Origin of the sequence: Phascolarctobacterium sp. ET69 (assembly GCF_023336935.1) — a bacterium.
Classification (GTDB): Bacteria; Bacillota; Negativicutes; order Acidaminococcales; family Acidaminococcaceae; genus Fusicatenibacter_A; species Fusicatenibacter_A intestinipullorum.
Window position 1 is genome coordinate 86,680 of record NZ_JAMBLR010000006.1, and the last position, 13,448, is coordinate 100,127.

A 13,448-nucleotide genomic window follows, 5' to 3' on the forward strand; every position below is an offset into this window, starting at 1 on the left:
ATAAAGTGTGCTATAATAGGCACATAAGCAGTAACGGCTTGAAAAGATTTAAAATGAAATAAAAGGAGATGGAATTTATGGCAAAATGGGTATGCAATATCTGCGGTTACATTTATGACCCCGAAGTAGGTGACCCGGACAACGGCATTGAAGCAGGCACCGCTTGGGAAGATGTACCGGAAGACTGGGTTTGCCCCCTCTGCGGCGTAGGCAAAGACCAGTTCAGCGAACAATAAGAAAATAAAAACAGGCTTCGTACTTTTAATTAAGTATGGGGCCTGTTTTGTTTTCAGGATAAACTGATTGATAATTTTATAAAAGTTAGTTAAAAAATATAGGAAGTATCTCTGTTCAGCTTGTCAAAAACGTCGCTCCTATTTGCGTTCGCCGAACCGGATATGCGGTCCGGCGCATGGGGGCTACAACAATTATTTAGCCGTCGCGATTTTGATCTGCGCTTCACATTGATACTTCCTATATCTTTTTATATCACGCGCAGTTTTTATAATTCCGTGCCGTCTGCCAGATAGATAGTTTTCTCTTTAGCGGCGTTGGCAACTGTTTCGCCTATAAAGCCGCGTTTAACCATGGTATCAAGCACTAAATGCTGGCGTTTTTTGCAGCCTTCGGGATTTTCGTACGGGTTAAGCGCGGACGGTGCGTACGGCAGCGAAGCGATAACCGCACATTCGGCGAGGTTCATTTCGGCAGGCGTTTTGCCGAAGTAACTGCGTGCAGCGGCAGTGATTCCGGTTGCTCCGTTGCCGAAGTAGGTAGTGTTAAAATACATTTCCAGAATCTGGTCTTTGCTGAATTTATCTTCCAGCATCAGCGAGAACATGACATCATAAACTTTGCGGCTCATTGTCTGTTCCTGGCTTAAAAACATATTTTTGGCAAGCTGCTGCGTAAGTGTGCTGCCTCCCTGCACAATTTCGCCGGCAGAAATATTTACGAAAGTTGCACGCAGTATGCCGCCCATATCAACAGCACCGTGGCGGTAAAAATCGTGGTCCTCTATGGCTACCAGTGCCTGCTGCATAGCCGTCGGTATATCGGGCAGTGCAGTCCATTCCATACCGGCAGTACGTTCCTTAACCGTATTTTCAATAGTAAAGAGCATAAACATTTTTTGCAGCGGGTCAGGCCAGGTGTCACGCTCCGGCAGATATGGCAAAATTGTCATCAGCGTGCTTTCTGTCTGCTGATATTCGCTGACATGGTTTGCCTGTTCCTGTATCTGCGTTGTTGCTGCCTGCTGCGCCGGCTGCGGGTCTGTTTCGTAGCCTGCTATATTGGGGTAGTACATAAAAAGACCTGTTACAGCTGCCAGTATAATTAATAGTTTAATGATTTTTCCCATAATTACCTCACCTGTTTTCTTATATAATATTGTACCAAAAATTGCGCCAAGGTAAAATTTAAATTTTATTTTTATTTTTTACCGAAAAAATTTTGAAAAAGGGATACTAAAGTAGTACAATATACATGATAATGGCATAGTGTTTTCTTTTTGCAAAAACTGGAAACAACTGCGAAAAAATTAAAAAATACTATTGATTAATTATACATAATAGTTGTATAATTATAAAATCATAAATTCAAGGGAGGTTCGGTATGAGAGCAAGTGTTATCGGTGCAACCGGGTTTGCAGGTGCTGAGCTTTTAAGGCTCCTGGACGGGCATCCGCAGGCAGAAGTGGCTTATATTACTTCTGAAAGCAGTACCGGTGAAGATATAGCCGCAATGTATCCGCATTTGCGCGGAAGAATAGACAAACAGCTTATTTCCATGAATGAGCTGGAAAAAATTGCAAAAGGCAGTGATGTAATATTTATCGCGCTTCCGCACGGGCATGCTATGAAGATTGGCAAAATGCTGCGCGGCAGCGGCGTTAAAATAATTGACCTTGGCGGTGATTACCGTTTCAGGGATGTAAAGGTGTTTGAAAAATGGTATAAAGTTCCGCATGCTGACCCTGAAGCAAAAGCTGTTTACGGGTTAACGGAATTGTACCGCAAAGATGTTGCCGCTGCTGAACTGGTGGCAAACCCCGGATGTTATACAACCTGCAGCATTCTGGCTCTGGTGCCTCTGCTGAAAGCAGGTTTAATTGAAACAAAAGGCATTGTTGTTGATGCCAAGTCCGGCACAACAGGAGCCGGGCGCGGGCTTAAACTTGGCAGCCTGTACTGCTCTGTCAACGAAAACTTCCACGCTTATGGCGTGGCAACGCACAGGCATACCCCTGAGATTGAGCAGATTTATTCTGAATTTGCAGGCGAAGATGTTGTAATTCAGTTTACTCCGCACCTTCTGCCGGTTGACCGCGGCATTTTGGCAACCTGCTATGCTATGCTTAAACCGGGCGTTACGGATGCCGATATTGAAAATGCTTTTAAAGAAATGTATGGCGCCGAATTTTTTATCCGCCTATTAGGCAAAGGAGCATGCCCGGAAATTAAAAATATCAGGGCTTCCAATTATGTCGATATAGGCTGGCAGACGGATGCGCGCACCGGCAGAGTGATTGTAATGAGTGCGCTCGATAACCTTGTAAAAGGTGCTGCCGGGCAGGCCGTACAGAATATGAATGTAATGTTTGGCCTTGATGAAACAACCGGGCTGCGTCAGCTGCCCGTATATCCTTAAGGAGGTTGGCTAATGAAAAAGATTGACGGTTGGGTTACAACGCCGCAGGGCTTTTTGGCAGCAGGTGTCAAAGCCGGAATTAAAGCCAGCGGCAACCATGATGTAGCCGTTATTTACAGCACAGTGCCGGCGGCAACCGGTGCCGTGTTTACGCAGAATAAAATGTGCGCGGCCCCTGTATTGGTAAGCCGCAAAGTTGCCGCAAAATCTTATGCGCAGGCTATTGTGGTAAACAGCGGCTGCGCTAACGCCTGCACCGGCGAACAGGGCTTAAAAGACGCCGAAGCAATGCAGGCACAGACGGCAGAACTTTTAGGCGTTGAAAACGATGCTGTTTATGTTTGCAGCACAGGTGTTATCGGGCATTTTATGCCGATGGATAAACTGGCAAAAGGCATTGCCGATGCAGTTGACGCTATGGACGAAACCGGCGGCGAAAGCTGCGCCATGGCAATTCAGACAACGGATACTTTTATCAAGCATGCGGCTTATGAGTTTGAATTAGGCGGCAAAACCGTTAAAATTGCCGGTATAGCCAAAGGCGCCGGCATGATTCACCCCAATATGGCAACCATGCTTACCTTTTTAACTACCGATGCTGCCGTTGCGCCGGATGTTTTAAAACGCGCGGTTAAGGCGGCTGCCGATAAATCCTTTAATATGGTTGTTGTTGACGGCGATACCAGCACCAATGACAGTATGATTGTACTGGCTAACGGCCTTGCCGAAAACGAAATTATTGTAAGCGAAGAACATCCGGATTACCCGGCGTTTTTTGAAGCCTTGCTGGCATGTGCTCAGGACCTTGCCAAAATGATTGCGCGCGACGGCGAAGGCGCTACCAAATTTTTGGAAGTAAACGTTGCCGGTGCCGCAACCTGGGCAGAAGCAAAAACTGCTGCTATGGCCATTGCCAAATCCCCGCTTGTAAAAACGGCTTTCTTTGGCAAAGACCCCAACTGGGGACGCATTGTTTGTGCAGCCGGTTACAGCGGCGCGCAGATGGAGCCGGATAAGGTTAACCTTGAAATCGGCGGCGTAAGGCTTGTGGAAAACGGCATGAACTGTAATGTTCCGCTTGAAAGCCTGAAAGACATTATGGAACAGCACGACATCAGCATGAAAATAGACCTTGGCGCAGGCAAAGAAGAAGCTACCGTCTGGACATGTGATTTCAGCTATGAATATGTTAAAATAAACGGTGAATACCACACCTGATATTAAACAACATTTTATTAACGGCTTTTGCCGGATTACAGGAGGAATAATCAATGTTACGTAACGAAGAAATTAAAATTTTGGTGGAAGCACTTCCGTACCTGAGAGATTTTAAAGGCAAGACCGTTGTTGTAAAATATGGCGGCAATGCTATGCTGAATGATGAAATTAAAAATAAAGTGCTGCAGGATATTATTTTCCTGAAATGTGCAGGCCTGCGCCCGATTGTTGTTCACGGCGGCGGCCCGGAAATTACTGCACAGATGGTTAAGGCCGGCAAAAAGACTCAGTTTGTAGGCGGCCTGCGCGTAACTGATGAAGAATCGGTAGGCATTACGGAAATGGCACTGGTTGGCAAAATTAACACCGACCTTGTTGGCCGTTTAAATCGTTTGGGCGGCAAAGCAGTAGGCCTTAACGGCAAGGACGACAATCTCATTCAGGCAAGAAAACACCTTGCCGACGTTTATGAAAACGGCGAAGTAAACCTGGTTGACATCGGTTACGTAGGCACTGTTGAACACATTAACACCGAACTTTTAAACGTACTTCTGGACAACGACTTTATTCCCGTTATTGCACCTACCGGCGTTGGCGCAACCGGTGAAACCTACAACATCAATGCAGACAGCGTTGCAGGTGAAATTGCAGGCGCATTAAAAGCAGAAAAACTTCTGGTACTTACCGACGTAAAAGGCATTTATGCCGATTACCGCGATGAAAGCACTTTCCTTTCCACTATGACTTTTGAAAAAGCACAGGAACTTATCATTAAAGGCAATATCGACGGCGGCATGATTCCGAAAGTTAAAGCCTGCATTACCGCACTCAGCGGCGGCGCCAAGAAAGCACAGATTATTGACGGCCGTGCCGAACACAGCATTTTGATGGAAGTATTCAGTGATGAAGGCGTAGGCACCGAGGTTGTAAAAACTTTATAATTTTTTCTGAGGGGGCAAAAAGGTGAATAATATAGAAATCAGAGAACAGACAGATAAATATTACCTTCCGGTATTCGGCCGTTATCCGCTGGCGCTTACCCATGGCAAGGGCTGCATGGTTTATGACGCCGACGGCGAAGGCTATCTTGATTTTCTGGCAGGTATTGCCGTTAATTCTTTAGGCTATGCCCATCCTGCGCTTGTTAAGGCAATCAGCGAACAGGCCGGTAAAATTATGCACTGCTCCAACGTATTTTATACGGATGTGCAGGCACGCGCAGTTAAACTTATCAGCGAAGCAACCGGTTTTGACCGTGTGTTTTTAGCCAACTGCGGCGCGGAAGCCAACGAAGGCGCAATTAAGCTGGCGCGCAAATACGGACACAGCAAAAACGACGGCAAATACCGCATTATTACAGCCGTTCATTCTTTCCATGGGCGCACCATGATGACGGTAACGGCAACCGGCCAGCCTAAATACCAGCAGGGGTACGAACCGCTGCCGGCAGGTTTTGACTATGTTCCTTACGGCGACCTTGAAGCGCTAAAGGAAGCAATGGACGAAGATGTATGCTGCGTAATGCTGGAGCCTATTCAGGGCGAAGGCGGTGTGCATGTGCCAAGTGACGAATATTTACAGGGCGCGCGCGCTTTGTGCGATAAATATGACGCACTGCTGATTTTTGACGAAATTCAGTCCGGCGTTGGCAGAACCGGCCAGTGGTTTGCCTATATGCATACCGGCATTAAACCGGATGTGCTTACCTTTGCCAAAGGCATTGGCGGTGGCTTCCCGACAGGCGGCTTCTGCGTTGACGAAAAACTGGCGCATGTATTTAAACCGGGCGACCACGGCGGAACCTTCGGCGGCAATGCGCTGGCCTGCGCAGCTATTGAAGCAGCTCTTACAACCATTAAGGAAGAAGGGCTTGTTGAAGCTGCGGCAGAAAAAGGCAAATACTTTATGGGCAAATTGCAGGAGCTTAAGGCAAAATACCCGGAAAAAGTTACTGAAGTACGCGGACGCGGCCTGATTTTGGGCATGGAACTCTGCAAACCTGGCGGAGCAGTTGTGGAACACTGCCTTAAAGACCATGTTATCGTTAACTGCACTGCCGGCAATGTAATACGCCTTGTTCCTCCGCTTATTGTAACGGAAAAAGAAATAGACACGGTTGTTGCTGCTCTTGACGCAGCCCTGGCAGAATTTTAATCGGTTGGTGAGGGTATAAAATGGGTTTAAGAAACAAAGATTTAATTTCTATTCATGATTTGTCTGTTGGTGAAGTAGCCACAATTTTGGACGTTGCCAAAAAATTAAAACGCAAACAAAAAAGAGGGGAGCCGCACAGATATCTGGAAGGCAAAACTCTGGCTATGATTTTTTCCAAAGCTTCCACAAGAACAAGGGTTTCTTTTGAAACCGGTTTCTATCAGCTTGGCGGACATCCTATTTATCTTAATGATTCCGCTTCGCAGATTGGCCGCGGTGAGCCGGTGCGTGATACGGCAAGGGTGCTTTCCCGTTTTGTTGACGGCATTATGATTCGTACATTTTCGCATGATTCCGTTATTGAGCTTGCCAAATACGCTACCGTGCCGGTTATTAACGGATTGACCGATTTGCTGCATCCCTGCCAGGCTTTGACCGATATGTTCACCATTATGGAACATAAGGAAATATTAAAAGGCCGCAAGCTGGTTTATGTTGGCGACGGCAACAATATGGCGCATTCGCTGATGTATGCCTGCGCCAAAGTAGGCATGAATATGGTTTGCGCATCTCCGAAAGGCTACCAGCCTGACCCGGAAATTGTAAGAACCGCGCAGGAAGATGCCGCACTTACCGGCTGCACCATTGAAGTTGATGAAGATTTGTTCCGTGCTGCCAAAGGCGCAGACGTTTTATACACAGATGTTTGGGCAAGTATGGGACAGGAAGCCGAACAAAGCATCCGTCAGGAAGCACTTGGCGATTACCAGATTAACAAAGAACTGCTGAGCGTGGCACGTCCGGACGCTATGGTTCTGCACTGCCTGCCTGCACACCGCGGCGAGGAAATTACCGAGGAAGTGCTGGAAGGGCCGCAGTCCAAAGTGTTTGACCAGGCAGAAAACCGCCTGCATGTGCAGAAAGCCATTATGGCACTTTTGATGACTGATGATATCATCTAATAAAAATACACAAAATATTTATAAAAATACTGGAAATTTTTAAGATTTATGGTATAATCATATTCGTTATATATTTTTATACATAAAAGCTGTATATTATGCAAACAACAGGAGGCTGTACTTTAATGAAAATTGACAAAAGCAAAATTAAAAAAGTAGTGCTCGCTTATTCCGGCGGCCTTGATACTTCCGTTATTATTCCCTGGCTTAAAGAAAACTACAATAACTGCGAAGTTATTGCCTGCACCGCAGACCTTGGCCAGGGCGACGAACTGAATATCGTTCATGACAAGGCTTTAAAATCCGGCGCAAGCAAATGCTATATTCTTGATTTAAAAGAAGAATTCGTTTCCGATTATGTATGGCCTGTTGTTAAAGCAGGTGCCATTTATGAACAGAAATATCTGCTCGGCACTTCTTTTGCACGTCCGCTGATTGCCAAAAAACTGGTTGAAATTGCACTGAAAGAAGGCGCCGATGCTGTTGCCCACGGCGCTACCGGCAAAGGCAACGACCAGGTTCGTTTTGAACTCGGCGTTAAAGCTCTTGCTCCGCAGCTGGCAGTTATCGTGCCCTGGCGTGAATGGAACATCCGTTCCCGCGAAGACGCTATCGACTTTGCAGCAGCACATAACATTCCGGTGCCTGTAACCAAAGACCACGATTATTCCATGGACCGCAACATGTGGCATTTAAGCCATGAAGGCTCCGACCTTGAAGACCCCTGGAATGCTCCGAAAGACGAACTCTTTATCGTTACCAGCACTCCGGAAAAAGCTCCCGATAAAGACGAATATGTTGAACTGGAATTTGAAGCAGGCGTACCTGTTTCCGTTAACGGCGAAAAACTTTCTCCGGCAGCACTGCTTGAAAAATTAAACGAAATCGGCATCCGCAACGGCGTTGGCATTTGCGATATGGTTGAAAACCGCCTCGTAGGCATGAAATCCCGCGGCGTATATGAAAATCCGGGCGGCGCAATTATTGTTTACGCACATAAAGAACTTGAAAGACTGTGCCTTGACCGCGCTACCATGCACTATAAAGAAATGATTGCCATTAAATATGCAGAGCTGGTTTACGACGGCATGTGGTTCAGCCCGCTGCGTGAAGCACTGGCAGCATTTGTTGACGAAACCCAGAAAACCGTTACCGGCACCGTTCGCCTGAAACTTTACAAAGGCAATATCATGAGCGCCGGCACTAAATCTCCGTATTCACTGTACAGCAAGGAATATGTAACCTTCGGCGCAGACGAAGTTTACAACCAGGCTGACGCTACCGGCTTCATCACACTGTTCGGCCTGCCGCTGACCGTACGTGCATTGATGAAACAGGGCAAACTTAAATAATGGCTAAACTCTGGGGCGGAAGATTCAGCAAAAATACCAATGAGCTCGTGGACGCATTCAATGCGTCCATTGAGTTTGATAAACGCTTGTACCATGAGGACATCCGCGGCAGTATTGCTCATGCTACAATGCTGGCCAAATGCGGAATCATTCCGGAAGAAGATGCAGAAAAAATTGTTGCCGGATTAAAAGATATTTTAAAAGATATTGAAGCCGGTAATTTTGAATTTGATATTGCGCTGGAAGATATTCATATGAATATTGAGGCACGCCTGACAGAACGTATCGGTTCTGCCGGGGCAAGGCTGCATACTGCACGCAGCCGCAACGACCAGGTTGCGCTTGATATGCACATGTATATGAAACGCGAAGTTGTGGAAATTGCAGAACTTTTAGTGCAGTTTGAAGAAGCACTTTTAAGCGTTGCTAAAAAGCACGATAAAACCTTAATGCCAGGGTACACGCATTTACAGCGTGCGCAGCCGATTACTTTTGCACATCATCTGCTGGCATATTTTAACATGCTGCAGCGCGATTTCCGACGCCTGCTCGGCGTATGGGAAGGTGCGGACATTATGCCGCTCGGCGCCGGCGCCATTGCAGGCACAACTTTCCCGATTGACCGTTTCTTTGTGGCAGAACAGCTGAATTTCGGCAGTGTTTATGCCAACAGTATGGATGCGGTAAGCGACAGGGATTATATTATTGAATTTTTAAGCTTTGCTTCGACGCTGATGATGCATATGAGCCGTTTGAGCGAGGAATTCTGCCTGTGGAGCAGCACGGAATTTGGCTTTATTGAACTTGACGATGCTTTTGCAACAGGTTCTTCCATGATGCCGCAGAAGAAAAACCCGGATATTTCAGAACTTGTGCGTGGCAAAACCGGCCGTGTTTACGGGCATTTAATGGCAATGCTTACTACGGCCAAAGGCCTGCCTTTAACTTACAACAAAGATTTGCAGGAAGATAAGGAAGGCTTCTTTGACGCCATTGACACGCTGAAATTTACGCTTGCCGTTTACAGCGACATGGTTAAAACCATGACCGTTAATGTGGACAGAATGCGTGAAGCTGTAAGCAAGGATTTTTCCAATGCAACCGATTTGGCAGATTACCTTGTGCGCAAAGGCCTGCCTTTCCGCATGGCACACGAAGTTGTCGGCAAATGCGTGGCTTATGCCATTACGGAAGGCAAGTTCCTGCCGGAAATTTCGCTTGATGAATATAAAAAGTTCAGCGATTTGTTTGAAGCAGATTTGCTTGACGCATTAAAACCGGAAAACTGCGTGGCTGCACGTACTTCTTACGGCGGCCCGGCATTTACGGAAAACGACAAACAGTTTGTGCGCGGCGATGAAATTATTGCAGGGCAGAAAGCTAAAGTTGAAGAATTAAAACAAAAATTATAATTCAGGCTTAAATAAAAAAGAGGCGGTTCGTTATGAACCGTCTCTTTTGCTGTATAATGATTATAATTTTAAAAGCGTTTTTAATTCCTGTACTTTTTGAGCAAATTTTTGCAGGGTTACGGCAACCGGCTGCGGCGTGGTTAAATCTACACCGGCATTTTTTAAAATGTTCAGCGAATAATCGCTGCCGCCTGCTTTTAAGAAACCGAGGTATTTTTCGACGGCGTTTTCTTTGCCGCTGAGTATTGCTTCGGCGAAAGTGGTTGCGGCGCTGTAACCGGTTGCGTATTTGTAAACGTAAAACGGTGTGTAAAAATGCGGAATGCGCGACCATTCGCTGGCAAGTTCTTTATCGGCTGTAAGAGCCGGGCCGTAATATGTTTTGTTGCTTTCCAGCCAGTAGTTTTCAAGGTTTTTTGCCTGCAGGCTGCGCCCGGCGTTAATTTCTCCGTGAGTGTAAAGTTCAAATTCGGCAAATTGTACCTGGCGGTAAACCGTGGTGCGCACTGCTTCCAGAAACTGGTTGATAAGATAAATTTTTTGCTCGGCGGTAGCGTTGGCAAGTGTGTGTTCCAAAAGTAAAATTTCGTTTGTTGTGCTGGCAACTTCGGCACAGAAAATGGAATAATCACTGTTGGTATAGGTTTGCGCCTGGTTGGCAAGGTAGCTGTGCATGGCGTGCCCCATCTCATGCGCGATAGTGGAAATGCTGTTGTAGCGCGGCTGATAATTTAACAGAACATAAGGATGTACGCCGTAAATACCCCAGGAATAAGCACCGCTGCGTTTGCCTTTGTTTTCGTAAATGTCAATCCAGCGGCTTTTAAAAGCATGTTTTAAAGTGCTGATGTAATCTTCGCCAAGTGGAGCGAGTGCTTCGGCAACACGTTCGCAGGCTTCTTCAAATGTGCAGGCAAAACTTTCTCCGGCAGATGAAAGCGGCATGTATAAGTCGTATGGGTGCAGTTCATCCAACTTCAAGGCAGCTTTTTTGATGGCAATATATTCGTGCAGGGGTTCTAAATTATTATGTACTGTTTCAATTAATTTGTGGTAAAGTTCCGTCGGAATATTATCTTCGGCAAGGCTGGCCGTTAAAGTATCTTCATATTTGTGGGCAGTGGCATAAAAACGGCTTACGCGGCACTGTCCGGTTAAAGTATTGGCCAGCGTATTGCGGTAGTTATGGTAAGTGCCCATAAGCGTGCGGAAGGAATTTTTACGCAATGTACGGTCGGCGCTGGTCATGTTCAGCAAATAATTGCCTTCGCTTACATTGGCTGTATTGCCTTTGCCGTCTGTAACGGGCGGAAATTCCATATCGGCGCTGACAAGGCTGCGGAAGATAGCAGCAGGTGCTGACATGGCAAGGCTTGCCTGCGAAAGCAATGCTTCCTGCTCCTGCGGCAGTACATGCGGAGCAAGGCGCAGCAGGTTGGCAAGATAAAATTTAAATTCGTTAAAAGAAGATTCTGCCAGGCAGGACTCTAAATAATCTTTGGACAGTGAAATTATTTCCGGTTCAACAAACGATACCGCATTATTAAAATCAGCCAGCAGGCTTTCGGTTTCGCCGGACATGGCCTGTAAAGCCGGGTCGGCATTATCGGCATCAAGTTGCAGGCGTGCATAGGCATAAATTTTGGAAATTTCTTCTGAAAGTTGAGCCTGCTTTTGCAGTGCCTGCAATAAAATTTCCGCATCACCAAGGCGGCCTTTAAATTCTTCAAAACGGCTGAGTTCTGCTTTTAAATTTTGGGCGGCAGCCTGCCAGCTTTCTTTGTCTGCATATAAATCATCAATTTTCCATTTGTAAATTTCATTTATATCTTTTCTGGCAATATTGCTGCCATGCGCGGGAATATTTTGCGTCATATTTTTAATCACTCCTTGCAAAAATTTCAATACTCTATTATTATAGCACAAGACGATATATTAAAGTTAGAGGCGGTAAACATGAAAATAATTTTGACGGCAATCGGAAGCAAATACATACATACGGCATTGGGGCTGCGCAGCATCCGTGCATATGCAAAGGCGCACGGAATTGAAACGGAACTAATTGAAGATACCGTGCAGACGCCGCTGTTGGCAGTGCTGGCTGAAATAACCGGGAAAGAGCCTGATGTCGTAGGGCTTTCGGTGCATATCTGGAATAAAAATTATGTTTACAGCCTTATCAGGCTTTTGCGCAAAGTAATGCCGCAGCTTAAAATAATTGCCGGCGGTCCGGAAGTTTCGTTTGAGCCGGAACGCATTTTTAACGAATGTCCGCAGATTGATTATATTGTAATGGGTGAGGGCGAAGAAGTTTTTGTGAGCCTTATAAACGCCTTGCAGCAAAACAGCGAGCCGCCTGCACATGTTGCCTTTAAAAAGGATGGGCGCGTTATCAGCAGCGGCGGCACGGCCGTGGTTGCCGATTTGGATGTGCTTGAATTTGCTTATCCTGATTTAACAGATGTTGTTGCAGGTAAAAAAATAGTTTATTACGAAAGCACGCGCGGATGCCCGTTTAACTGTTCGTACTGCTTATCGGGAATATCGCGCAATGTGCGCAAAAGAAGCCTTGCCAAAGTTTATGCTGATTTGGACAGGATGATTGCCGCAGGTGCGGTTTTGGTTAAATTTGTAGACCGCACGTATAATCTTGACGAAAATTATTATCTGCCGATAATGCAACATTTGGCAGAAGCAGAAACCGATGCAACTTTTCATTTTGAAATAAAGGCCGATTTGCTGACTGAAGATGTGCTTAACTTTTTAAAAACGGTTCCCAAAGGACGTTTTCAGTTTGAAATAGGTGTGCAGACAACAAATGCAGCAACTCTTAAAGCCATTAACAGGCGCGATAATTGGGAGAAACTTACAGCCAATGTAAAAAGATTGCTGAGCTATGGGAATATTCATCTTCATCTTGATTTAATTGCCGGGCTGCCGTACGAAGGAATGGCGGAATTTGAAAAATCTTTTAATGATGTATATGGCCTGCAGCCGGATATGCTGCAGCTGGGATTTTTAAAAGTTCTTCCGGGTACGGAAATGGAAAAACAGCGCCTTGAGCATGAGCTGCAATATATGGATGAGCCGCCTTATGAAATACTGTCGACTAAATACATGCCTTATTGCGGTTTACGGTTTTTAAAGGTTTTGGAAGATATTTTTGAACATACTTATAACAGCGGAAGATTTGTATATACGTTAAAATATTTAACGGAAGCAGAGGGGAATGCATTTGCTTTTTATAAAAAGTTTGCTTTGTGGTGGCAAAAACGCGGAGAATATCCGCTTGGGCATAATGTGCGCGGCGTAAGCAGGCTTTTGTATGAATTTGCCGCTGAATGTTATGCTGAAAAGCTGGCAGATATCTGCGAATTGCTGCGTTTTGATGTTTTAATGTTTCAGCCCGGCTGGAAACCGGAGTTTTTAAACTGGCATTCGGAAGAATTAAATGAAAAAAGCATGGCATTCTGGCGTGATGCAGAAAGAGTGCAGCGTTATCTTCCTGATTATAATTTTGCAACATGGCGGCAGATTCAGAAAAAATTTGCCATAGAATATTTTGACATTTCGCCGTTTACTTACGAAAAAACAAGAAAGTATTACCTGTTTATGTATGAAAACGGTGCAGCCAAAACAATAGAATTAAAAGATTTATAAAAATAGCGGAAAAAGTAGTTGACAAGAGTATATTAAGA

At 45.5% G+C, this 13,448-nt stretch carries 11 protein-coding genes; 9 read left to right on the forward strand and 2 right to left on the reverse strand.

The features are described from left to right. Positions 1–77: 77 nt before the first annotated feature. On the forward strand, positions 78–236 hold the full coding sequence (gene rd / locus M3079_RS08465) for a rubredoxin (protein ID WP_249078687.1): 159 nt from the start codon (positions 78–80) through the stop codon (positions 234–236). Positions 237–502: 266 nt separating this feature from the next. On the opposite strand, the gene M3079_RS08470 is transcribed toward rd, so the two are convergent. Next, positions 503–1,363: a biosynthetic peptidoglycan transglycosylase gene (locus M3079_RS08470; RefSeq protein WP_249078688.1), complete on the reverse strand. Its 861-nt coding sequence runs from the start codon at positions 1,361–1,363 to the stop codon at positions 503–505. Between the two features lie 254 nt (positions 1,364–1,617). Here M3079_RS08470 and argC point away from each other — a divergent pair, with 254 nt between their 5' ends. The 7 genes from argC to argH all read left to right on the forward strand — a co-directional run bounded on the left by argC (position 1,618) and on the right by argH (position 9,750). Further along, entirely contained in the window at positions 1,618–2,652 is a 1,035-nt protein-coding gene (gene argC / locus M3079_RS08475; RefSeq protein ID WP_249078690.1) for an N-acetyl-gamma-glutamyl-phosphate reductase, read from the forward strand. Between the two features lie 12 nt (positions 2,653–2,664). Continuing rightward, positions 2,665–3,870: a bifunctional glutamate N-acetyltransferase/amino-acid acetyltransferase ArgJ gene (argJ, locus tag M3079_RS08480; RefSeq protein WP_249078692.1), complete on the forward strand. Its 1,206-nt coding sequence runs from the start codon at positions 2,665–2,667 to the stop codon at positions 3,868–3,870. Between the two features lie 53 nt (positions 3,871–3,923). Then, complete coding sequence (argB, locus tag M3079_RS08485; protein WP_249078694.1) at positions 3,924–4,811, forward strand: acetylglutamate kinase; 888 nt, start codon at positions 3,924–3,926, stop codon at positions 4,809–4,811. A 22-nt stretch (positions 4,812–4,833) separates the two neighbouring features. Continuing rightward, a complete protein-coding gene (locus M3079_RS08490) occupies positions 4,834–6,024 on the forward strand; it encodes an acetylornithine transaminase (protein WP_249078696.1) in 1,191 nt (396 codons plus the stop codon). Positions 6,025–6,044: 20 nt separating this feature from the next. Continuing rightward, positions 6,045–6,986, forward strand: coding sequence for an ornithine carbamoyltransferase (gene argF, locus M3079_RS08495; RefSeq protein WP_249078698.1), 942 nt, complete (start codon positions 6,045–6,047; stop codon positions 6,984–6,986). Between the two features lie 125 nt (positions 6,987–7,111). Beyond that, entirely contained in the window at positions 7,112–8,338 is a 1,227-nt protein-coding gene (locus tag M3079_RS08500) for an argininosuccinate synthase (protein WP_249078700.1), read from the forward strand. After that, entirely contained in the window at positions 8,338–9,750 is a 1,413-nt protein-coding gene (argH, locus tag M3079_RS08505; RefSeq protein ID WP_249078702.1) for an argininosuccinate lyase, read from the forward strand. The genes M3079_RS08500 and argH overlap by 1 nt, the downstream gene beginning before the upstream one ends. A gap of 60 nt (positions 9,751–9,810) precedes the next feature. Here the strand turns inward: argH and pepF are convergent, their stop codons facing one another. After that, positions 9,811–11,625 carry an oligoendopeptidase F gene (gene pepF / locus M3079_RS08510; RefSeq protein ID WP_249078703.1) on the reverse strand — a complete coding sequence of 605 codons (1,815 nt, stop codon included), beginning with the start codon at positions 11,623–11,625 and terminating at the stop codon, positions 9,811–9,813. 81 nt (positions 11,626–11,706) lie between these two features. Here pepF and M3079_RS08515 point away from each other — a divergent pair, with 81 nt between their 5' ends. Continuing rightward, positions 11,707–13,410, forward strand: coding sequence for a B12-binding domain-containing radical SAM protein (locus tag M3079_RS08515; RefSeq protein ID WP_249078705.1), 1,704 nt, complete (start codon positions 11,707–11,709; stop codon positions 13,408–13,410). Positions 13,411–13,448: the final 38 nt, after the last annotated feature.

Bases quoted from the DNA above. Each gene is read 5' to 3' on its own strand.
- rd (WP_249078687.1), top strand. From the start codon at position 78: ATGGCAAAATGGGTATGCAATATCTGCGGTTACATTTATGACCCCGAA.
- M3079_RS08470 (WP_249078688.1), bottom strand. From the start codon at position 1,363: ATGGGAAAAATCATTAAACTATTAATTATACTGGCAGCTGTAACAGGT.
- argC (WP_249078690.1), top strand. From the start codon at position 1,618: ATGAGAGCAAGTGTTATCGGTGCAACCGGGTTTGCAGGTGCTGAGCTT.
- argJ (WP_249078692.1), top strand. From the start codon at position 2,665: ATGAAAAAGATTGACGGTTGGGTTACAACGCCGCAGGGCTTTTTGGCA.
- argB (WP_249078694.1), top strand. From the start codon at position 3,924: ATGTTACGTAACGAAGAAATTAAAATTTTGGTGGAAGCACTTCCGTAC.
- argF (WP_249078698.1), top strand. From the start codon at position 6,045: ATGGGTTTAAGAAACAAAGATTTAATTTCTATTCATGATTTGTCTGTT.
- M3079_RS08500 (WP_249078700.1), top strand. From the start codon at position 7,112: ATGAAAATTGACAAAAGCAAAATTAAAAAAGTAGTGCTCGCTTATTCC.
- argH (WP_249078702.1), top strand. From the start codon at position 8,338: ATGGCTAAACTCTGGGGCGGAAGATTCAGCAAAAATACCAATGAGCTC.
- pepF (WP_249078703.1), bottom strand. From the start codon at position 11,625: ATGACGCAAAATATTCCCGCGCATGGCAGCAATATTGCCAGAAAAGAT.
- M3079_RS08515 (WP_249078705.1), top strand. From the start codon at position 11,707: ATGAAAATAATTTTGACGGCAATCGGAAGCAAATACATACATACGGCA.